20 protein-coding genes and 1 pseudogene are annotated in these 19,458 nt (G+C 65.2%); 8 read left to right on the top strand and 13 right to left on the bottom strand.

Annotation, left to right across the window (positions count from 1 at the left end):
* Positions 1–239, top strand: a 239-nt coding sequence (locus VG320_RS05435) for a hypothetical protein (RefSeq protein WP_327199121.1), incomplete at its 5' end; no start/stop codon positions are given.
* 29 nt (positions 240–268) lie between these two features.
* The gene (locus VG320_RS05430) at positions 269–943 is read left to right on the top strand and encodes a histone H1-like DNA-binding protein (RefSeq protein ID WP_327199120.1); all 675 of its coding nucleotides are present in this window, start codon (positions 269–271) and stop codon (positions 941–943) included.
* A 353-nt stretch (positions 944–1,296) separates the two neighbouring features.
* Here VG320_RS05430 and VG320_RS05425 read toward each other — a convergent pair whose 3' ends face one another.
* From VG320_RS05425 to accC, 6 genes are all read right to left on the bottom strand, one after another.
* On the bottom strand, positions 1,297–1,773 hold the full coding sequence (locus VG320_RS05425) for a glycine zipper 2TM domain-containing protein (protein WP_327199119.1): 477 nt from the start codon (positions 1,771–1,773) through the stop codon (positions 1,297–1,299).
* A gap of 44 nt (positions 1,774–1,817) precedes the next feature.
* A complete protein-coding gene (locus VG320_RS05420; protein WP_327199118.1) occupies positions 1,818–2,759 on the bottom strand; it encodes a carbohydrate kinase family protein in 942 nt (313 codons plus the stop codon).
* Positions 2,760–2,861: 102 nt separating this feature from the next.
* The gene (gene tpx / locus VG320_RS05415) at positions 2,862–3,362 is read right to left on the bottom strand and encodes a thiol peroxidase (protein ID WP_327199117.1); all 501 of its coding nucleotides are present in this window, start codon (positions 3,360–3,362) and stop codon (positions 2,862–2,864) included.
* Between the two features lie 87 nt (positions 3,363–3,449).
* Positions 3,450–4,883: a zinc-ribbon and DUF3426 domain-containing protein gene (locus VG320_RS05410; protein WP_327199116.1), complete on the bottom strand. Its 1,434-nt coding sequence runs from the start codon at positions 4,881–4,883 to the stop codon at positions 3,450–3,452.
* Between the two features lie 109 nt (positions 4,884–4,992).
* Positions 4,993–5,889, bottom strand: a complete 897-nt coding sequence (gene prmA, locus VG320_RS05405; RefSeq protein WP_327199115.1) for a 50S ribosomal protein L11 methyltransferase — start codon at positions 5,887–5,889, stop codon at positions 4,993–4,995.
* 4 nt (positions 5,890–5,893) lie between these two features.
* A complete protein-coding gene (gene accC / locus VG320_RS05400; RefSeq protein WP_327199114.1) occupies positions 5,894–7,261 on the bottom strand; it encodes an acetyl-CoA carboxylase biotin carboxylase subunit in 1,368 nt (455 codons plus the stop codon).
* Between accC and VG320_RS05395 the strand changes: the two genes are divergently transcribed.
* Positions 7,260–7,433 (top strand): hypothetical protein, encoded by a 174-nt coding sequence (locus VG320_RS05395; protein ID WP_327199113.1) that lies wholly within the window; start codon positions 7,260–7,262, stop codon positions 7,431–7,433. The two genes, accC and VG320_RS05395, sit on opposite strands and share 2 nt — an antisense overlap.
* A 17-nt stretch (positions 7,434–7,450) precedes the next feature.
* On the opposite strand, the gene accB is transcribed toward VG320_RS05395, so the two are convergent.
* The 4 genes from accB to VG320_RS05375 form a co-directional block, all read right to left on the bottom strand.
* The gene (gene accB, locus VG320_RS05390; RefSeq protein ID WP_327199112.1) at positions 7,451–7,921 is read right to left on the bottom strand and encodes an acetyl-CoA carboxylase biotin carboxyl carrier protein; all 471 of its coding nucleotides are present in this window, start codon (positions 7,919–7,921) and stop codon (positions 7,451–7,453) included.
* Positions 7,922–8,023: 102 nt separating this feature from the next.
* Positions 8,024–8,476, bottom strand: a complete 453-nt coding sequence (aroQ, locus tag VG320_RS05385; RefSeq protein ID WP_103707263.1) for a type II 3-dehydroquinate dehydratase — start codon at positions 8,474–8,476, stop codon at positions 8,024–8,026.
* A 194-nt stretch (positions 8,477–8,670) separates the two neighbouring features.
* Positions 8,671–9,240: a TlpA disulfide reductase family protein gene (locus VG320_RS05380; RefSeq protein WP_327199111.1), complete on the bottom strand. Its 570-nt coding sequence runs from the start codon at positions 9,238–9,240 to the stop codon at positions 8,671–8,673.
* A gap of 29 nt (positions 9,241–9,269) precedes the next feature.
* Positions 9,270–9,911, bottom strand: a complete 642-nt coding sequence (locus VG320_RS05375) for a UDP-N-acetylmuramate--alanine ligase (protein ID WP_327199110.1) — start codon at positions 9,909–9,911, stop codon at positions 9,270–9,272.
* Between the two features lie 250 nt (positions 9,912–10,161).
* Between VG320_RS05375 and mpl the strand changes: the two genes are divergently transcribed.
* From mpl to mtgA, 5 genes are all read left to right on the top strand, one after another.
* Positions 10,162–11,553 (top strand): UDP-N-acetylmuramate:L-alanyl-gamma-D-glutamyl-meso-diaminopimelate ligase, encoded by a 1,392-nt coding sequence (gene mpl / locus VG320_RS05370; protein ID WP_327199109.1) that lies wholly within the window; start codon positions 10,162–10,164, stop codon positions 11,551–11,553.
* The gene (locus VG320_RS05365; protein ID WP_327199108.1) at positions 11,550–12,125 is read left to right on the top strand and encodes a YqiA/YcfP family alpha/beta fold hydrolase; all 576 of its coding nucleotides are present in this window, start codon (positions 11,550–11,552) and stop codon (positions 12,123–12,125) included. Before mpl ends, VG320_RS05365 begins: the two co-directional genes overlap by 4 nt.
* 122 nt (positions 12,126–12,247) lie before the next feature.
* Positions 12,248–14,398, top strand: coding sequence for a ribonuclease catalytic domain-containing protein (locus VG320_RS05360; RefSeq protein ID WP_327199107.1), 2,151 nt, complete (start codon positions 12,248–12,250; stop codon positions 14,396–14,398).
* Positions 14,395–15,258, top strand: coding sequence for a shikimate dehydrogenase (aroE, locus tag VG320_RS05355; RefSeq protein WP_327199106.1), 864 nt, complete (start codon positions 14,395–14,397; stop codon positions 15,256–15,258). Before VG320_RS05360 ends, aroE begins: the two co-directional genes overlap by 4 nt.
* A gap of 18 nt (positions 15,259–15,276) precedes the next feature.
* On the top strand, positions 15,277–16,077 hold the full coding sequence (gene mtgA / locus VG320_RS05350; protein ID WP_327199105.1) for a monofunctional biosynthetic peptidoglycan transglycosylase: 801 nt from the start codon (positions 15,277–15,279) through the stop codon (positions 16,075–16,077).
* Positions 16,078–16,149: 72 nt separating this feature from the next.
* On the opposite strand, the gene queF is transcribed toward mtgA, so the two are convergent.
* From queF to ilvA, 3 genes and pseudogenes are all read right to left on the bottom strand, one after another.
* Positions 16,150–16,974, bottom strand: a complete 825-nt coding sequence (gene queF, locus VG320_RS05345; protein WP_327199104.1) for an NADPH-dependent 7-cyano-7-deazaguanine reductase QueF — start codon at positions 16,972–16,974, stop codon at positions 16,150–16,152.
* 68 nt (positions 16,975–17,042) lie between these two features.
* Positions 17,043–17,948: pseudogene (locus VG320_RS05340) on the bottom strand (5'-nucleotidase); the annotation flags it as partial.
* Positions 17,949–17,964: 16 nt separating this feature from the next.
* Positions 17,965–19,458: threonine ammonia-lyase, biosynthetic (gene ilvA, locus VG320_RS05335; RefSeq protein WP_327199103.1), on the bottom strand; the 1,494-nt coding region annotated here is incomplete at its 5' end.

Raw genomic sequence — 19,458 nt, 5'->3', positions numbered from 1 at the left:
TCCCCCCGGAAAAAGGCGCGAGCCATGTGGCTTGCGCCCTCAACGAACGTTGCCCGGTGTCGGTAGCCGACGCCGGAATGACCTGGCGCGCCGTGCTTTTCAGCACGGCGCGCCTTACCGCATTCATTAGCGTAAGCGCGCGGGACCAGCGTACGCCGATGAATAGCCCGCTTTGTAGCGTGCGCCCTGAGAAGCGTTTGCGGGAAGCGGGTTTTGACGAAGGGTGTAGTTTGAACTGACTCTCATCTGAAACCTGAAGGAGAAAAAAATGGCAACTGCCAAGAAGAAACCGGCGGCCAAGAAAGCCGCAGTGAAGAAGGTTGCAGCGAAGAAGGCTGCTGCTCCGGCGAAGAAGGCCGCAGTGAAGGTTGCAGCAGTGAAGAAGGTTGCAGCCAAGAAAGTCGCCGTGAAGAAGGTTGCTGCGAAGAAGGCAGCACCGGCGAAGAAGGCCGCTGCGAAGAAGGTTGCTGCCAAGAAGGTCGCCGTGAAGAAGGTTGCTGCGAAGAAGGCAGCACCGGCGAAGAAGGCCGCAGTGAAGAAGGTTGCAGCCAAGAAGGTCGCAGCCAAGAAAGTCGCGGTGAAGAAGGTTGCTGCGAAGAAGGCAGCACCGGCGAAGAAGGCCGCTGCGAAGAAGGTTGCAGCCAAGAAGGTCGCGGTGAAGAAGGTTGCTGCGAAGAAGGCAGCGCCGGCCAAGAAGGCTGCTGCCAAGAAGGCCGCACCGGCGAAGAAGGCTGCTGCCAAGAAGGCTGCGCCTGCGAAGAAGGCCGCGCCTGCTGCCAAGAAGCCTGCTGCGAAGAAGGCTGCCCGCAAGGCGCCTGCGAAGAAGGCTGCCGCTGCTGCCCCTGCGGCTGCTGCTGCGCAACCGGCTGCACCCGCAGCAACGGTGAAGACGGCGCTGAACCCGGCCGCTGCATGGCCGTTCCCGACGGGCAGCCGTCCGTAAGCCGTTCGAGTAGTTCAAGCAGTACAAGCCGAAGCGCGCGAGAGTCAGTTAAACAACGTGTGCTTCGGTGGTCGGGCCTGGCGGTTTGCTTGCGAGGCCCGATCTGCAATCCCGTCGCAGGGTTATCCGCGGCGGGATTTTTTTCGTCCGCAGGTTTTGCGTGATGGACCTGCTGGGCAGACGCACGGCCAGCCACAAGGCTGCGCGGACATGAAAAAAGGCGCATGCACAGGGGAGAGCATGCGCCTGAGGTTCCGCAGGTGGGCGCGAAGCGCCGCGCTGCGGTACAGGGGAAACCGGTCTTCGTTCGGCTGGCGTGATCGCAGGCCAGCCTGGATGATTCTCTTGCCTCGTTAGTGCGTCACGCGCGTCACGCCGCCGCTCGAGAGCAGGCGCACGCGGTCGCCGGCCTGGAACACTTCGCCCGTGGCGGTCTGCGTGATGGCGCGATAGTCGCCGTTATCCAGACGCACGGTGATCTCCAGACCGTCGTGCATCGCCACGCCGTTTTCAACCGCATTGCCGGCCACCGCGCCCGCGATGCCGCCGATGATGCCGGTGACGATCGAGCCGCGCCCGCCGCCGATCGCGCTGCCGGCCACTGCGCCAAGCGCGCCGCCGCCGACGGCGCCCAGGCCGCTCGGCTGGCCGTTGTTCGAGCTGATCTTCACTGCGCGCACGCTTTCGACCACTGCCATGCGCACCGTGGCTTCGCGCTGCGCTTGCGACGCGGTGTAAACGTCGGCGGAGCTGCTGTTATAGGCGCAACCCGTCATGGCGAGCGAACCCGCGATCATGACGGCCACAATCAGACGATTTGTTGTTTTCATTTCCCAAAAACTCCAATGCCCGCCGTTCCCGCGGCGCTGCGTGTTCAGAGCGACAGTTCGTAACCGAACGCCGTCTTGAATCGTTCCATGATCTGCGCTTTCGTGGGCGCATAGTTCTGCGGACCTTGCTGCTCGATCTTGAGCGCGCCCATGAGGCTCGCGAGACGCCCGGTGGTTGCCCAGCCGAGCTTGTTCTCGATGCCGTAGAGCAGGCCGCCGCGGAAGGCGTCGCCGCAACCGGTCGGGTCGAGCACGCGTTCGGCCTGTACGACCGGGATCTCTTCGATCTGGCCGTCGTGGTAGATCTGCGAGCCTTGTTCGCCGCGCGTGATGATGAGCGCGTCGACCTTGCTGGCCATTTCTTCGATCGACCAGCCGGTGCGGTGGCTCACAAGGTTGGCTTCGTAATCGTTGACCGTCAGGTAGGTCGCAAGTTCAATCGCGCGACGCAGCGACGCACCGTCAAACAGCGGCAAACCTTGACCCGGATCGAAGACAAACGGGATTTGTGCCTTCGCGAGTTGCTCCACGTGCTGGACCATGCCGTCGAAGCCGTCCGGCGCGACGATGCCGAGCTTGATGCCGGGCGCTTCGTCTGCCTTGTTCACGTGCGACTGCATCATCGCGCCCGGGTGGAACGCGGTGATCTGGTTGTTTTCGAGATCGGTCGTGATCATCGCCTGCGCCGACCACATGTCGGGCAGCACGCGCACATGCGCCGTGTTCAGGCCGAGCGTGTTGAAGCGATCCATGTAGGGCTGCGCGTCGGCAGCGCCGAGCGTGCCCATGATGCGCGCGTCGCCGCCCAGCAGATGCAGCGAGTAACCGATATTGCCCGCGCAGCCGCCGAATTCGCGGCGCATCGTCGGCACGAGGAAGCTCACGTTGAGGATGTGCACCTGCTCGGGCAGGATGTGCTCCCGGAAGCGACCCTCGAAGGTCATGATGTTGTCGTAGGCGAGCGAGCCGCAAATGAGCGTAGCCAAGGCGGGAATTCCTGTGATGCGTGTGATGAAAGAGGGCGGCGCGCGGCGGGTATCGTCGTACCGATGCTGTCGCAATCTGCGCTGTGCGCGCCGCCGCCGTGATTACTTCAGCGCGGCGAGTGCTGCGTCGTAGTTCGGCTCGTTCTTGATTTCGCCGACGCGTTCTGCGTACACGACGTTGTCGTTCGCGTCGATCACCACCACGGCGCGTGCCGTGAGGCCCGTCAGCGGGCCGCTGGTGATGTCCACGCCGTAGGCTTGCGCGAACTCATGGCCGCGGAACGTCGACGCCGTGACGACGTTTTCGATGCCTTCGGTCGTGCAGAAGCGGCCGGCTGCGAACGGCAGGTCGCCCGAGATCACGACGACAGCCGTGTTCTCGAGGTTGGCGGCGGCTTCGTTGAACTTGCGCGTCGAGGTGGCGCAGGTCGGCGTGTCGAGGCTCGGCACGATGTTCAGAACCTTGCGCTTGCCGGCGAAATCGGCGAGTGCGACCGGCTTCAGATCCTTGCCGACGAGCGAGAACGACGGAGCTTTCTGGCCCGGCGCCGGGAAGGTGCCTGCGACGTCGATCGGGTTACCGCCTAGCGTGACTTGACTCATGATGTGCTCTCCGGATTTAAGGCTGTTGTGGTGAGTGGCGCACCCGGCGACGCCGGGTGCCAGAGGCGCGCGCGCACGGATGCGCGGCTACGGATAGAAGATCTCGATGCGAAAATTCGATGCGATGACGTTGCCGGTATCGAGCCGCACGATCATCGTCTGCGTGGTGCGCGCGGGCAGACCCGCGTCTATGCGGGTGCCGGGCGGCACGTAGTCCTGCGGCCAGAGCACGCGGCGCAGCACCACGTTGTTCTGGCGGTCCAGCAGCGTGAGTTCGATGGCCGGATACGCGAGCGCCACCTGGAAGCGGTTGCGCAGCGGCACCTTCAGTTCGAGATGATGCGGGTCGTCCACCTGGCGCAGATCGGACGGTTGCACCTGCAGACCGTCGATGTCGCGCGGCGGGTTCACGCGGCAGCCGAGTTGCGCGCAGACCTGCTGGTAGATCGGCTGCGACGCGGGCCAGTAGACCATCACGCTTTCGCGTTGCCACCAGACGAGTTGCAGCGCGAGCAGCACGATCAGCGCGAGCGCCAGCAGCGAACCGAAGATGCGCCAGCCCGGGTGCCCCTTGGCGCGCGCGGGCGCTTCGCGCGTCACCGCGAAGGGTTCGTCGCCGTCTTTGGCGTCCAGCGCAGTGAAGGCGGGCGCGCTGGCGGCGGCCCCCGCCGCAGTACCTGTTGCAATCGCCGTGGAGCGGCTCAGCGCCGGTTCGGGATCGATGGGGTGTGGGCGGGGCGCCGTGCGGCCCGTTTCGCCCGACGAAAGCGTCGGTTCGGTGTGAGCCGCATGTGCGCTGCCTGGCGCGACCGGCTCGGGCGGAATCAGTTCGGGCTCGACCCGCGTCCAGCGCGTGGCGGGCGGGAAGGGTTCGGCGGGCGTTTCGGCTGCGGCAGGTGCCGGCGTGGACGCGAACGTGGGTTCGTCGTCGTGGACCACGCGCATTTCGACTCCGCGCAACGTATGGCTGGTCGCGGCGGCGGCAAGGCTGGCTTGCGGCAGATGTTCGGCGTTGTATTGCAGGCGCGGATCGATGTGGCTGTCCGGCTGCGGCGCCCACGGATCCCAGGCGGCGCTCGAAAAATTCGGCGGCGGCGCGGGGCGGGCGGGCGCTTCGGCTTCAGGAGCGGGCGCGACTTCCGGTGCCGCTTCAGGAATCGGAGCGGCGGCTTGCCGCGCGGGTTCGGACGCGGGTGCCAGCGCGGGTTCCGGTTCCGGCTCGCGCGGCGGCTCGACGATGGGTTCGGGTTCTACCGGCTGCGCGACCGGCTCGTGGTGCGCATGGTGTGTTGAATGCGAAACTGCTGCCGCATGCGGCGTTGTCAGGCTCGCGGCAATATCGGCCGCAACGGGCGTGGCCAATGCGAAGTCGCCGCCTTCGGGCATTTCGTACAGACTACCCGATGCGTCGAAAGCTTCCTGACAATGGCCGCAGCGCACGAGGCCGCGGCGCGCGGCGAGCTGCGCCGGCTGGACACGGAATACGGTTTCGCAGAAGGGGCAGCGCGTGGCCAGGAGCATGTGTGCCGTGGACCCGGATGGTTGGCGATACCCGCCATTCTAATGGCAATCCACGACGCTTAACGACTTGAGCCGCCGCCCCGAGGGGACAGGCGGCTTTCGTGGAGCGTTATGCGCGACGCGTACCGGCCAGGCAGACCCAGCCTTCGTGCTCGCGCCAGACCGAGATATCGATCCATTGCGCGTACACCTGCGCCACTTCATCGGCCTGGCGGGCCAGAATGCCCGACAGCGCGATGCGTCCGCCCGGCTTCACGCGCGACGAAAGCATCGACGCCATCAGCTTGAGCGGATTCGAAAGAATGTTTGCAACGACGATGTCGAACTCGCCCGGCTGCAGGTCGTCGGGCAGGCCATAGGTCACGTCCGCGTGGTTGCGTTCGCTGTTATGACGCGCCGATTCGACCGCCTGCGGGTCGATGTCGATGCCGATCACGGGGTTGGCGCCGCACTTCTTCGCGAGGATCGCGAGGATGCCCGAGCCGCAACCGTAATCGAGCAGCGAGGTTTCCGGCTGCACGTTCTGCTCAAGCCACTCCATGCACAGACGAGTGGTGGGATGGCTGCCCGTGCCGAAAGCCAGGCCCGGATCGAGTTCGAGCACCAGCGCGTCCGGATCCGGCGCGTCGTGCCACGACGGCACCACCCAGATGCGCTCGCCGATCGGAATCGGGTCGAACTGCGATTGAGTGAGGCGCACCCAGTCCTGTTCCTCGACTTCGCGCAGCGTGTGCTTCGGCGTTTCGGCCAGACCCAGCTCGTTGGACGCGGCCGCGAGCAGCACGGCCGGTTCCTGATCGGCGCCGATCAGCGCGATCACACGCGAATGCTGCCACGCGGTGCGCTCGGGCGTGAGGCCCGGTTCGCCGAAGAGCGGCTGCTCGTCGGGCGTGTCGGCGTCGGCGTCTTCCACCGACACCGAGAGGGCGCCAAGCTCGATCAGCGCGTCGGAGAGTTCTTCCGCGCGATCGCGCTCGAGTTCGACGATCAGTTCCCGGTAGCTCATGGAATTACGCTTCGTCCTTCTTCACAGACTGGCGCTCGGCCAGACGGCTTTCGAGGTAGTGAATGCTGGTGCCGCCTTCGACAAACTTGGCGTCGAGCATCAGCTCGCGGTGCAGCGGGATGTTGGTCGAAATGCCTTCGACCACCATTTCCGACAGCGCGATGCGCATGCGCTGGATCGCCTGTTCGCGCGTTGCGCCGTAGGTGATCAGCTTGCCGATCATCGAATCATAGTTCGGCGGCACAAAATAGCCATTGTAGGCATGCGAGTCGACGCGCACGCCGGGACCGCCCGGCATGTGCCACGAGGTCAGGCGGCCCGGCGACGGCGTGAACTTGAACGGATCTTCCGCGTTGATACGGCACTCGATCGAGTGGCCCTTCAACTGGATGTCGCGCTGGCGGAACGCGAGCTTCTCGCCCGCGGCGATGCGGATCTGTTCCTGCACAATGTCGATGCCGGTGATCTGCTCGGTGACCGGGTGCTCGACCTGCACGCGCGTGTTCATTTCGATGAAGTAGAACTCGCCGTTTTCGTACAGGAATTCGAACGTGCCCGCGCCCAGATAGCCCATCTTCTTGCAGGCGTCGGCGCAACGGTCGCCGATGCGGTCGAGCAGGCGGCGCGCGATGCCCGGCGCCGGCGCTTCCTCGATCACCTTCTGATGGCGGCGCTGCATCGAGCAGTCACGCTCGCCCAGCCACACGGCGTTCTTGTGCGAGTCGGAGAGGACCTGAATCTCGATGTGACGCGGATTCTCGAGGTACTTCTCCATGTAGACCTGCGGGTTGCCGAAGGCGCGGCCCGCTTCTTCGCGCGTCATGTTGACCGCGTTCACGAGCGCCGCTTCCGTGTGCACCACACGCATGCCGCGACCACCGCCGCCACCCGAAGCCTTGATGATGACCGGGTAGCCGATCGCGCGCGCAATCTTCACGATTTCTTTCGGATCGTCGGGCAGAGCGCCTTCCGAGCCCGGCACGCAGGGCACGCCGGTCTTGATCATGGTCTGCTTGGCCGTGACCTTGTCGCCCATCATGCGGATCGTTTCCGGGCGCGGACCGATGAAGGTGAAGCCCGATTGCTCGACGCGCTCGGCGAAGTCGGCGTTTTCCGACAGGAAGCCGTAGCCGGGGTGGATCGCCTCGGCGTCGGTGACTTCCGCCGCGCTGATGAGCGCGGGCATGTTCAGGTAACTCAGGTTCGAAGGCGCCGGGCCGGTACAGACCGCCTCGTCCGCGAGCTTCACGTACTTGGCTTCCTTGTCGGCTTCCGAATAGACGACGACCGTCTTGACGCCGAGTTCGCGGCACGCGCGCTGAATGCGCAGCGCGATTTCGCCACGATTGGCAATAAGGATTTTTTCAAACATGGTGGGTATTCGACTCATCAATGGGCGCCGCATGGCCATGCAGGCGGGCCGCCAGGGAGGACCGGTGGAGCGCGCGGCGCTGGTGGCCGCGCGCGCCGCGACCGGCGAGGGCGGTGCGGCGCCAGAGGGATGTCGCGCGAAGCGCCGGCGCGCTCATGCGAAACGCTCGTGATCTGCGGGTGGCCGGGCTTACGCGACCACGTAGAGCGGCTGGCCGTATTCGACCGCCTGGCCGTTCTCGACGAGGATTTCCTTGACCACGCCCGCAACGTCCGACTCGATTTCGTTGAGCAGCTTCATCGCTTCGATGATGCACAGCGTCTGGCCTTCCTTGACCGTGTCGCCCACCTGGACGAACGGGTCGGCGCCCGGCGACGGCGCGCGGTAGAACGTGCCGACCATCGGCGAGGTCACGACGTGGCCTTGCGGCACGGCCGGCGCGGCAGCGGCGGGCGCTGCGGCTTCGCCTGCGTGGGCCGGTGCGGCTGCCGCAGGGGCGCCGGCGTACGGCGCCGCGAATTGTGCTGCGCTCGGCTGTACGTAGACCGGCGGCGCGTTCTTGACGATGCGCACCTTGCCTTCGCCCTCGGTGACTTCGAGTTCCGAGATGCCCGATTCGGAGACGAGGTCGATCAGAGTCTTCAGCTTACGTAGATCCATGGTGCAGCCCCTTTGCTTGAATACGTGAGGTGCCGGGGCGCGCGCGTCCCGGCACGGGATAAGAGTTGTCTTTCAGAGTGCGTCGGTCATCCGGCGCCGAAGTCAGGCGGCCGACCGGGCAGCGAGCCGGTCGAGCGCGTATTCGAGCGCGTAGAGATAACCCTTCCAGCCGAGGCCGCAGATGACGCCTTCGGCCTGGTCGGAAAAATACGAGTGATGCCGGAAGGCTTCGCGGCGATGCACGTTCGAGAGATGGATCTCGACGAACGGAATGCCCACGCCTGCCAGCGCATCCCGGATCGCCACGCTGGTGTGCGTGTACGCCGCCGGGTTGATCAGGATGAAATCCGTCTGTTCCGTGCGGGCGGCCTGGATGCGGTCGACCAGCGCGCCTTCGTGGTTGCTCTGGAACGTCGCAAGCTCCACGCCGGCGTCGGCGGCACGGTCGGCGAGCGCCTGATCGATCTGCGGCAGCGTCACGCGCCCATAGACCTCCGGTTCCCGGGTGCCGAGAAGGTTGAGGTTGGGTCCGTGCAAAACCAGCAGTCGCGTCATGGTCGCTTCTTTTTCCGTGGAATTGCGCGAACTTTAGCGCTGATTAGAGAAATTTGTCTAGTTTTCCAAACGGTCGATGTGACCCCTATACGGCGCTGTAAGGCGCGGTGAGGTCCATCTTCAGTCAATTGCATCAATTCGACCGGCAAAAAGTGCTCTACGGCCGTTAAGCCCCGGTCAATTGTTCGGCCGCGTCAAAGTGCGTCAAGCGTGTGGCGCATCTCGTCCGGTTTAATTTGGCCTAATTTTGTCGCACGAACGGCGCCGTTCGCGTCGATTACGACGGTGTAAGGCAAGCCCCCGGCGTTGTTGCCGAAGGCGCGTGCGACATCCGCACCGCCAAAACCGGCGATATAGATCGGGTAGTCGACCTTGACCTTGCTGAGGAAAGTCTTGATGTTGGCCGCCGAATCCACGCCAAGTCCGACGAACTGGATGCCTTTCTTCGCATATTCGCGATGCAGCGCGGAAAGCTCGGGCATTTCCTCGACGCACGGGCCGCACCAGGAGGCCCAGAAGTTCACCACGATCGGGTGGCCTTTATAGATGGCGAGCGACTGCGGCTTGCCATCCGGGTTGGTGACGGCGGCCGACCAGAGCTGGTCCACCGCGCTCTGTTTGCCGGCGACTGTTGCCGCGTCCGCGTTGGTGATGGCGGAGGCGCTACCTTCATGCCCGCCGCTCGCAAAGTGTCCTGCAATAATGCCGCCGCAGGCCGCCACCGCCGCGACTGCGACGCCGGCCAGAATCCGCTTTGTGTTCATTGCTGCGCTGTCTATAAGAGTCAGGTGGGTCAGGTTGTCGAGGTGGCGCCGTTTTCGTCGATCAGCGCCTGGAGTGCCTGCGCATTCGCGCGTGGCACACGCCCGCGGGCGTCGGCACGAACGGCGCCGCGCAGGTCGTCGGTATTGTAGAGCGCGACGTGAATGCCGACCGGCTCTTCGTTACGCGAGGGCTTCCACAGGAAGCTGAGCGTTTCCACATAGCCGCGCGCGGCAAAGTGGCGCGTTTCCGAGACGTCATACTGCACGTTCGCGTTCAGCAGCCAGATGGCGACGTCCTTGGCGTTATCGCAGAAGATCTGCAGATGGATGTCCGAATGCTCGCCAGCTGTGCCGTTGAGCACCGCGCCGGTGAGGAACGGGTTGAATACCGCGAGCTTCGTCATCCAGTCCAGCGCGATCTCGCGCAGGTGCCGCAGCACCGCCGGTTGGCTGTCGCCCTGAAACAGGGCCTGATATTCGCGGATTTCTTCCTCGATCTGGTCATTGTCGGGCAGCCAGACACCTTCGATGCGGGTGTCCCCGACCACCTGCCGCGCAGCCTTGCGCTTGGCGGTGGCGTAATCGAGGCCGTCCTCGGCAATCATCCGTGCTGCCGAGATGGCAATTTCCTCGCGCACGCGCTGAGGATCGAAATGAGCTCTGCGAATCATGCGTCCATCATACTAGAGAACGCATGGCGTCCCCGCAGGCGCTCGCCCGGGCAATCGGCCAATGCCGGCTCTACACCAGCGCGGCCACACGGCCACCCCCACGCCCGCCCCAGCGAAAAAGCCCACAGGGCTCGGGTACAATACTGTCCTTTGCTCCGGCGGCGACCCAGGCCAGGCGCCGCCGTCTTGCTTTACCCATCCCAATAAACCGATCAACCCGTTCACGACGCCCGCGCGGCGCGACAGGCTTATGCACATCCATATCCTCGGCATCTGCGGCACGTTCATGGGCGGTCTCGCCGTGCTCGCGCGCAGTGCGGGCCACACGGTCACCGGCTGCGACGCGGGCGTCTATCCGCCGATGAGCACGCAGCTCGAAGCGCAGGGTATCCGCCTGATCGAAGGCTACGACGCGAGCCAGACCGAGCTGAACCCCGATCTTTACGTGATCGGCAACGTGGTGTCGCGCGGCAATCCGCTGATGGAGGAGATCCTCAATCGCGGCCTGCCGTACACGTCGGGTCCGCAGTGGCTCGGCGAGCACGTGCTGCGCGACAAATGGGTGCTCGCCGTGGCGGGCACGCACGGCAAGACCACCACGAGTTCGATGCTCGCGTGGCTGCTCGAAGACGCGGGCCTCAATCCCGGCTTCCTGATCGGCGGCGTGCCGCTGAACTTCGGTATTTCCGCGCGCCTGACCGATTCGAGCTTCTTCGTGATCGAAGCCGACGAATACGACACGGCGTTCTTCGACAAGCGTTCGAAGTTCGTCCATTACCGTCCGCGCACGGCGCTGCTCAACAATCTCGAATTCGATCACGCCGATATCTTCCCCGATCTCGCCGCTATCGAGACGCAGTTCCATCATCTGATCCGCACCATTCCAGGCGTGGGCCGCGTGGTCTCGAACGGCCGCAGCGAGGCGCTGGAGCGCGTGTTGACGCGCGGTGTGTGGAGCGATGTCGAGCGTTTCGGCGTGGATGGCGGCTGGCAGGCGTTGCCGGCTGAAGACGGCGTGGCCGTGGACGAACGCTTCGCCGTCTATCACAACAGCGAGCGCGTGGGCGTGGTCGACTGGCAGATCCAGGGCGAGCACAACCGCCTGAATGCGCTGGCGGCAATCGCCGCCGCGCGCAGCGTGGGCGTGCCGCCCGCGCAGGCCGCAGCGTCGCTGGCCAGCTTTCGCAATGTGAAGCGCCGCATGGAAGTGCGCGGCAGCGTGGACGGTGTGACCGTCTATGACGATTTCGCGCACCACCCGACGGCGATCGAAACGACTATCGCGGGCCTGCGCACGCGCGTGGGCAAAAACAATACGCGCATCCTTGCCGTGCTGGAGCCGCGCTCGAACACGATGAAACTGGGTGTGATGAAGGCGCAACTGCCTGCAAGTCTCGCCGATGCCGACCTCGTGTTCGGCTACGGCGCGCCCAGCGGCAAGGACGCGCTGGGCTGGGATCTGGCGGGCGCGCTCGCGCCCCTGGGCGAGAAGGCGCATGCCTATCACGACCTCGACACGCTGGTGAAGGCCGTGGCCGCCGCCGCGCGTCCGGGTGACCAGGTGCTGGTGATGAGCAACGGCGGATTTGGCGGCGTGCATCAGAAGCTGCTGGATGCGCTGGCGGCGCGGAGCGCGACGTGATCGTCTATCTGCACGGTTTCCGTTCGTCGCCGCAGTCGTTCAAGGCGCGCCTGCTGGCGGCGCGTCTGGCCGAACTGGGCCGCGCGGGCGAGTGGTTGTGCCCGACGCTGCCGGTTTCGCCCGCCGAAGCGATCGCGCAGATCGAGCAGGAAATTGGCGCGCACGCCAAAGCGGTCGAAAAGATCACGCTGATCGGCAGTTCGCTGGGCGGCTACTTCGCCACGTATCTGGCCGAAAAGCACGGCTGGCGCGCCGCGCTGCTGAACCCGGCGGTCGTGCCGGATCGCGATCTGTCGAAGTATCTGGGCGAGCAGCCTTTGTGGCACGGTGGCGGCAGCATCGTCGTCGAGCCGCATCATATCGACGAATTGCGTGCGCTGGCCGTCGCGCAGATCAGCCAGCCGCAGCGCTACTATCTGCTCGCCGCGACCGGTGACGAAGTGCTCGATTACCGCGAGATGCTGGCGCACTATCCGGGTGTCGCGACGCACCTGATCGAAGGCAGTGACCACGGCATCAGCGAATTTGCCGATTACGTCGACGAAGTTATCCGCTTCTGCGATGCAGCTTAGGGGAAGAACCCAGGCGTCGCGCCGTTCGCGCCCCATGCGCGAGCGCCTATATGTATACAGCAGCACCGCCCGGGCGCGCCGCGCCCGACGACGGTGATAGCAAGACTGAACGAGAGTGTTGAGTGAACGTTTTCTTTGAGGAATCGGGCAGTTTCAAGGCCGGCAGCGTGCTGTCGAAGCAGGGCGACGCGTTTCAGGTCGAGTTGCCGGGCGGCCGGCGCGCCAAGGTGCGCGCCAAGGACGTGCTGATCGAATTCGACAAGCCCGCCGCCGGTGAACTGCTGGAGCAGGCCGACGCAGCCGCGCAGGAAATCGACCTCGATTTCCTGTGGGAGTGCGCGCCCGCCGACGAATTCGCCTATACGGCGCTCGCGACCGAGTATTTCGGCGCGACTTACGGCCCGGTCGAGCGCGCCGCGCTGGTGCTGCGCCTGCACGGCTCGCCCGTGTATTTCCGCCGCAAGGGTCGTGGCCAGTATCAGCGTGCGCCCGAAGAGCAACTCAAGATGGCGCTCGCGTCGCTCGAGCGCAAGCGCCAGCAGGCGCTCGTGCAGGCCGGCTACGAAGAAGAGATGAAGGCGGGCAAGCTGCCTGAAGCGCTCAAGGACAAGGCGCTTGGTCTGCTCACCAAGCCGGACAAGAACTCGATCGAATACAAGGCGCTCGAAGCGGCTGCGGCTGCGCGCGGTATTTCGATGCCGCGCCTGATGCTCGAATGCGGCGGGATTTCGTCGCCGCGTGCGCTGCACGAAGCGCGCTTCCTCGCCGAATTCTTCCCGCACGGCACCGGTTTCCCGCCGGTCGAAGTGGGCGCGCTGCCCGACACGCTGCCGGATGCAGGCGATCACGTCCAGGCGTTCTCGATCGACGACGTCACCACGACCGAAATCGACGATGCGTTCTCCATCGAGCATCTCGCCGATGGCCGCGTGCGTATCGGTATCCACATCGCGGCGCCGGCGCTGGGCATCGCGCGCGGCGACACGGCCGACACGATTGCGCGCACGCGTCTGTCGACGGTCTACATGCCGGGCGACAAGATCACCATGCTGCCCGACGATTTCGTCGATGCCTTCACGCTCAAGGAAGGCGGCCTGCGCCCGGCGCTGTCGCTCTACAGCATCGTGAACCGCGAGACCCAGGAAATCGTCGCCAGCGAAACGCGCGCCGAGCGCGTGTTCGTGAAGAGCAACCTGCGTCACAACACGCTCGACGAAGTCGTCACGGAAGAAACCCTGGCCGCGGGCACGGGCGACTATCCGCACAAGGACGACATCGCCGTGCTGTGGCCGTTCGCGCAGGCGCTGTTCGAAAAGCGCCAGCAGGCGCGCGCGGGCTACGGCCTGCGCCGTGAAGTGCAGCGCAACACCGACTACAACTTCTACGTGGAAGGCGAGCAGGTCAGCATCACGCCGCGCCGCCGCGGCTCGCCGCTCGACATGATCGTCGCCGAACTGGCGATTCTCGCGAACTCCACCTGGGGCGCGTTCCTCAACGATCACGGCGTGCCGGGCATTTACCGCTCGCAGCGCGCGTTCGGTGCGCCTACGGGCCCCAAGCGCACGCGCATGCAGACCAACGCTGCGCCGCACGAAGGCCTGGGCGTTGCGCAATATGCGTGGAGCACCTCGCCGCTGCGCCGCTACGTCGACCTCGTGAACCAGTGGCAGTTGCTCGCGTGCGTGGAGCACGGCGTGGCCGCCAAGCTGGTCGCGCCGTTCAAGCCCAAGGACGCCGATCTGTTCGCCGTCGTGCAGGGCTTCGACGAAACCTACACGGCTTACGCCGATCACCAGCGCCGCATGGAGTACTTCTGGTGCCTGCGCTGGCTCCAGCAGGAAATGCGCGGTGACAGCGGCGAGCCGCGTCGCGAATTCCCGGCCACTGTCGTCAAGGACGATCTGGTGCGCTTCGAGGAAGTGCCGCTGCTCATGCACGTGCCGGCGCTGGGTGTGCACGCACGCGGCACGCGCCTGATGATGGAAGTGATGTCGATCGACGAACTGACGATCGAGGCGTCGGTGCGCATGCTGCGCGTGCTCGACGCGCCGGTCGTGACGAGCGGCGAGCAGCCCGAGGAAGAAGCGGGCGAAGACGAAGAGCTGATCGAAGCCGCCGACGATTCCGCGCAAAGCGAAGCGGAAGCGCAGGCCGAAGCGGACGCAGAAGCCGACGCAGAAGCGAACGCCGAAGGCGAAACGCAGGAAGGCGGCGAAGAAGTGCAGCAAGCCGAACAGCACGCAGACCAGCACGCCACGGAGCCGCGCGAATGAGCGTCGATCAATCGCAGCATCGCGACCGCTACGCCGTCGTCGGCAATCCGATTGCGCACAGCAAGTCGCCGTCGATCCACGCGCAATTTGCCGCCGCCACGGGCGAGCCGGTCGAGTACGACCGCCTGCTCGCGCCGCTCGACGGTTTCGTCGAGCATGTGCAGGCGTTTCGCGCCGCGGGTGGTCGCGGCTTGAACGTCACCGTGCCGTTCAAGCTCGAAGCGCATGCGCTCGCACATCGTCTGTCGCCGCGTGCGGCGGCGGCGGGCGCGGTCAATACGCTGCGTTTTGACGAAGACGGCATTTTCGGCGACAACACCGACGGTTTCGGCCTCGTTCGCGACATCGAAGTGAATCTGGGCGTGCCGCTCAAGGGCGCGCGCGTGCTGCTGCTCGGCGCCGGTGGTGCGGCGCGCGGCGTCGTGCTGCCGATGCTCGAACGCAATCCGCTCGAAATCACCATCGTCAATCGCACCGCGCACAAAGCGCACGCGCTGATCGAGCAATTCGAAGGCGCGGCGCGCGAGTTCGGTTGCCTGATCAACGGCGGCGGTCCGCAAGCCGTCGATGCAAAGCCCTACGACGTCATCATCAACGCGACGGCCGGCAGTCTGGATGCGGCGCTGCCCGAGTGCGACGCACGCGCGTTCGGCGCGGGCTCGCTCGCCTACGACATGATGTACGGCGCCGAGCCGACCGTCTTCATGCGTCACGCCGAATCGCTGGGCGCGCGCGCAGCGGATGGCCTGGGCATGCTGGTCGAGCAGGCCGCCGAGTCGTTCTTCGTCTGGCGCGGCGTGCGTCCGGACGGCGCACCCGTGCTGGCCGACCTGCGCGCGCAGATCGCGGCGCAGGTCTGATCTCGCGAGCGCCACGCGATGCGCCGCGACGCGGGACCGCAAACCGCAAGCGACTACGTGCGCGGCTTCGCCCAGCGTACGGCTGCGTCGCGCGGTAACGAGCCGGTGAAGCGCCCCGGCGCGCTGCGCTGGCTGATTTACGCGGCTTCGGTTGCGGTCGTTTCGTGGTTTGCGCTGCAACTGTTCTACTTCGCGCAGATCGCGACGTGGAACTCCGTCGATCCGCAGAGCACGGCGTTCATGCGTTCCGACGCAGCGTACCTGGCCGCCGACCGGCCGGGTCTCGACATCCAGCATCAATGGGTGCCGTACGACCAGATTTCGCGCAATCTCAAGCGCGCGATCATCGCGTCCGAGGACGCCAACTTCGTCAACAACAACGGCTACGAAACCGACGCCATCCTGCAGGCGTGGGAGCGCAACAAGAAGCGCGGCCACATTGTGCGCGGTGGCTCGACGATCACGCAGCAACTCGCGCGCAATCTGTTCCTGTCGCGCGAGAAAAGCTATATCCGCAAAGGCCAGGAGCTGATCATCACGTGGATGCTGGAGACGCTGCTCGACAAGGAGCGCATCTTCGAGATCTATCTGAATTCGGTGGAGTGGGGCAATGGCGTTTATGGCGCGCAGGCCGCCGCGCAGCATTACTACAAGACGAACGCGACGAAGCTGACCGCCTGGCAGTCGGCGCGGCTGGCGGTGATGCTGCCGCGTCCCAAGTACTTCGACGATCATCGCAATTCCGCGTTTCTCTCGCAGCGCGCGGGCGTGATCGCGCGCCGCATGGGCGCGGCGGAACTGCCTCAATCGCAGCAATAAGCAGCAAAAAGCAGCAATAAAAAAGCGCCGGCAAAACCGGCGCTTTTTGCATCTACATCCACTAACTGCCGCTTATTGACGCGCAAGACGCGCGTTATCCGGCATCGGCATGTTGAAGTTGGTGCGGAACGGATTGATGTCGAGTCCGCCGCGACGCGTGTAGCGCGCGTAGACCGCGAGCCGGTCCGGTTTGCACTCGCGCAGGATGTCCATGAAGATGCGTTCGGCGCATTGCTCGTGGAAGCCCGTGTGGTTGCGGAACGAGATGATGTAGCGCAGCAGCCCGGCCTGATCGATCTGCGGCCCGACGTAGTGAATCTGCACGCTGCCCCAGTCGGGCTGGCCCGTCACCGGGCAGTTCGATTTGAGCAGGTTCGACACCAGCGTTTCTTCAACCGGCGATTCGCCCACCGCCGCCTTCAGCAGCGACGGGTCCGGGTGATAGACGTCCGTGTCCAGATCGAGCCGGTCGATCGACAGGCCGTCGAACTCCTCGAACGCGATCTTGCCGAACGCGCCCGGCTGGTCGAGCTTCACCGACACCGACGCGCCGCAAGCCGCCGATACGTCGCGCTTGAGGATGTCGTGCACTTCATCGGCGGACGCAAACGCGGTTTGCGCGAACGAGCCCAGGTACAGCTTGAACGACTTCGATTCGACGATATTGGGCGAATCGGCGGGAATGAAGAACGTGGCGATGGCGATCTGCGGCTTGCCGCGCGCGTTGAGCCACGAAAGCTCGTAGGCGTTCCAGATATCGGTGCCGAAGAAGGGCAGTTGCGCGCCGATGCCGATCTGTTCGCGCGCGCCGATGCGCGGGATCGGGAACAGCAGTTTCGCGTCGTATTGCTCGGTGTAGCTCGACGCCTTGCCGAGCGGGGATTGTTCGGGAGTCATGATGCGCTGGTTTCGGTTGATGCGTCGTTCGTGAGCGTCGCGCGCGCTGCGCGCACGGCGTCCACGGGATTGGCCACGCCGCTCGCCACATGCCCGGTCGCGGTGACCGAGCGGGCCGATTCGCAGTGGCGGATCTGGTCGTCGAAGAAAAAATCCGGTTCGAACTCGCGCAGGAACGGGCCTTTGTCGAGTCCGCCCAGGAACATCGCTTCGTCGATTTCGATGTTCCAGGCCATCAGCGTGCGGATCGCGCGCTCATGCGCGGGCGCCGAGCGCGCGGTCACGAGCGCCGTGCGAATGCGCATCTGCGCATTGGCGTCCGCGAGCTTTTGCAGGCGGTTCAGTGCGGCGAGCAGCGGCTGGAGCGGACCGTGCGCGAGCGGTAGTTCGCGGTTATCGCGCTCGTGGCTCACGAAGGCGCCCAGGCCGTCACGCTGGAAGATCTGCTCGGCTTCGTCGGAAAACAGCACCGCATCGCCGTCGAACGCGATGCGAATCTCGTGCGCGTTGCGTTCTGCCATTGTCGCCGAATTTGCGTCGTCTCGTGGGAACACGCGCGCGGCCGGAAAGCCCGCGTCGAGCGCGCCGCGCACGTCCTCGGGATTGGCCGACAGAAACAGCGACGCGTTGAGCGGCTTAAGGTAATGCCAGGGTTCGCGCCCGCGCGTGAAGACGCCGCGCTGGATGTCGAGCTGATGCTCGCGGCACGAACTGAACGCGCGCAGGCCGCTGATCGGATCGCTGCGCGAGAGGATCACCACTTCCACGTGATGCGCGCCGTTGTTGAGCGCGAGCAGCTTGCGGATCAGCGCGAACGCGACGCCGGGGCGCGCGGGCACATTCAGCCGCTCGCGCTGCAGCGCCTCGTAGCTGCGCAGGTCGCCGGTCTCGTAGACGCGGTTCTCATCCTCGAAATCGAACAGCGCGCGCGACGAGATCGCGACCACCAGTTTGTCGGAGAGCGAAACGGACACAGTCGTGGGCCCTTCTTTACGAGAGGAACAAACGATAAGCCGGATTCTTCGTCTCTTCCCAATGCGGATAACCGAGCGTCGCGAGGAAACGGCGGAACTCCGCATCTTCCGCGGCCGGCACCTGGATGCCGACCAGAATCGAGCTGTAGTCCGCGCCCTGGTTGCGGTAGTGGAACAGGCTGATATTCCAGTTCGGCGCCATCGACGAGAGGAAGCGCATCAGCGCGCCCGGGCGTTCCGGAAACTCGAAGCGGAACAGGCGTTCGTCGTGCGCGAGCGGCGAGCGCCCACCCACCATATAGCGGATGTGCTGCTTCGAGAGTTCGTCGCCGGTCAGGTCGACGCTCGGGAAACCGTGCTCGACGAAAGCCCCGGCGATCTGCTGCGACTCGCCGCGATTGCGGATCTGCACGCCGACGAAGATATGCGCGCGCTCGGCGTCGTCGATGCGGTAGTTGAATTCGGTGACGCTGCGCGTGCCGACCAGTTCGCAGAAGCGCTTGAAGCTGCCGCGCTCCTCCGGAATCGTCACCGCGAACACCGCTTCGCGCGCTTCACCCACTTCGGCGCGCTCGGCCACGAAGCGCATGCGGTCGAAGTTCATGTTCGCGCCCGAGGTGATCGCGATCAGCGTCTTGCCTTCAACGCCTTCACGTTCGGCGTACTGCTTCGCGCCCGCGACGGCCAGCGCGCCCGCCGGTTCGAGCACGCTGCGCGTGTCCTGGAAAACGTCCTTGATGGCGGCGCACAGCGCGTCGGTGTCGACGGTGAGCACATCGTCCAGATATGCCTGGCACAGGCGGAAGGTTTCCTCGCCCACCAGTTTCACCGCCGTGCCGTCCGAGAACAGGCCCACCTCGCTGAGTTCGACACGCTTGCCCGCCTTGAGCGACTGCGCCATCGCGCAGGAATCGTCGGTCTGCACGCCGATCACCTTGATCTCCGGACGCACCGCTTTCACATACGCCGCGACGCCCGCCGCCAGGCCGCCGCCGCCGATCGGCACGAAGATCGCGTGAATCGGGGCCTGATGCTTGCTGAGGATTTCCATCGCCACCGTGCCCTGACCGGCGATCACGTGAGGATCGTCGAAGGGATGCACGAAGGTCAGGCCGCGTTCTTCCTGCAGGCGCACGGCGTGGGCGTAGGCGTCGCTGTAGGATTCGCCGGCCTGCACGACTTCGACCATCGCGCCGCCGTGGGCGCGCACGGCATCGACTTTCACCTGCGGCGTCGTCACCGGCACGCAGATCACCGCCTTCACGCCCAGACGCGCCGCGGAGAGCGCCACGCCCTGCGCGTGATTGCCCGCCGAAGCCGTAATCACGCCGCGCTGCAGTTGTTCCGCCGACAGATGCGCCATCTTGTTGTAGGCGCCGCGCAGCTTGAACGAGAACACCGGCTGGTTGTCCTCGCGCTTGAGCAGGACGGTGTTGCGCAGACGGGCCGAGAGATTCGGCGCGCGTTCGAGTTCGGTTTCGCGGGCGGCGTCGTAGACGCGGGCGGTGAG

Source organism: Paraburkholderia sp., from assembly GCF_035948235.1.
Taxonomy (GTDB): Bacteria; Pseudomonadota; Gammaproteobacteria; order Burkholderiales; family Burkholderiaceae; genus Paraburkholderia.
Note: the sequence above shows the minus strand (reverse complement) of the source record. Positions and strands in the feature narration are given on the sequence as shown.

Coding starts and splice junctions, on each gene's coding strand:
- prmA (WP_327199115.1), bottom strand. CDS start 5,889: ATGAGCTACCGGGAACTGATCGTCGAACTCGAGCGCGATCGCGCGGAA.
- VG320_RS05375 (WP_327199110.1), bottom strand. CDS start 9,911: ATGATTCGCAGAGCTCATTTCGATCCTCAGCGCGTGCGCGAGGAAATT.
- tpx (WP_327199117.1), bottom strand. CDS start 3,362: ATGAGTCAAGTCACGCTAGGCGGTAACCCGATCGACGTCGCAGGCACC.
- mtgA (WP_327199105.1), top strand. CDS start 15,277: ATGCGCCGCGACGCGGGACCGCAAACCGCAAGCGACTACGTGCGCGGC.
- mpl (WP_327199109.1), top strand. CDS start 10,162: ATGCACATCCATATCCTCGGCATCTGCGGCACGTTCATGGGCGGTCTC.
- VG320_RS05380 (WP_327199111.1), bottom strand. CDS start 9,240: ATGAACACAAAGCGGATTCTGGCCGGCGTCGCAGTCGCGGCGGTGGCG.
- VG320_RS05410 (WP_327199116.1), bottom strand. CDS start 4,883: ATGCTCCTGGCCACGCGCTGCCCCTTCTGCGAAACCGTATTCCGTGTC.
- accC (WP_327199114.1), bottom strand. CDS start 7,261: ATGTTTGAAAAAATCCTTATTGCCAATCGTGGCGAAATCGCGCTGCGC.
- VG320_RS05425 (WP_327199119.1), bottom strand. CDS start 1,773: ATGAAAACAACAAATCGTCTGATTGTGGCCGTCATGATCGCGGGTTCG.
- aroE (WP_327199106.1), top strand. CDS start 14,395: ATGAGCGTCGATCAATCGCAGCATCGCGACCGCTACGCCGTCGTCGGC.
- accB (WP_327199112.1), bottom strand. CDS start 7,921: ATGGATCTACGTAAGCTGAAGACTCTGATCGACCTCGTCTCCGAATCG.
- VG320_RS05430 (WP_327199120.1), top strand. CDS start 269: ATGGCAACTGCCAAGAAGAAACCGGCGGCCAAGAAAGCCGCAGTGAAG.
- VG320_RS05395 (WP_327199113.1), top strand. CDS start 7,260: ATGGTGGGTATTCGACTCATCAATGGGCGCCGCATGGCCATGCAGGCG.
- queF (WP_327199104.1), bottom strand. CDS start 16,974: ATGACTCCCGAACAATCCCCGCTCGGCAAGGCGTCGAGCTACACCGAG.
- aroQ (WP_103707263.1), bottom strand. CDS start 8,476: ATGACGCGACTGCTGGTTTTGCACGGACCCAACCTCAACCTTCTCGGC.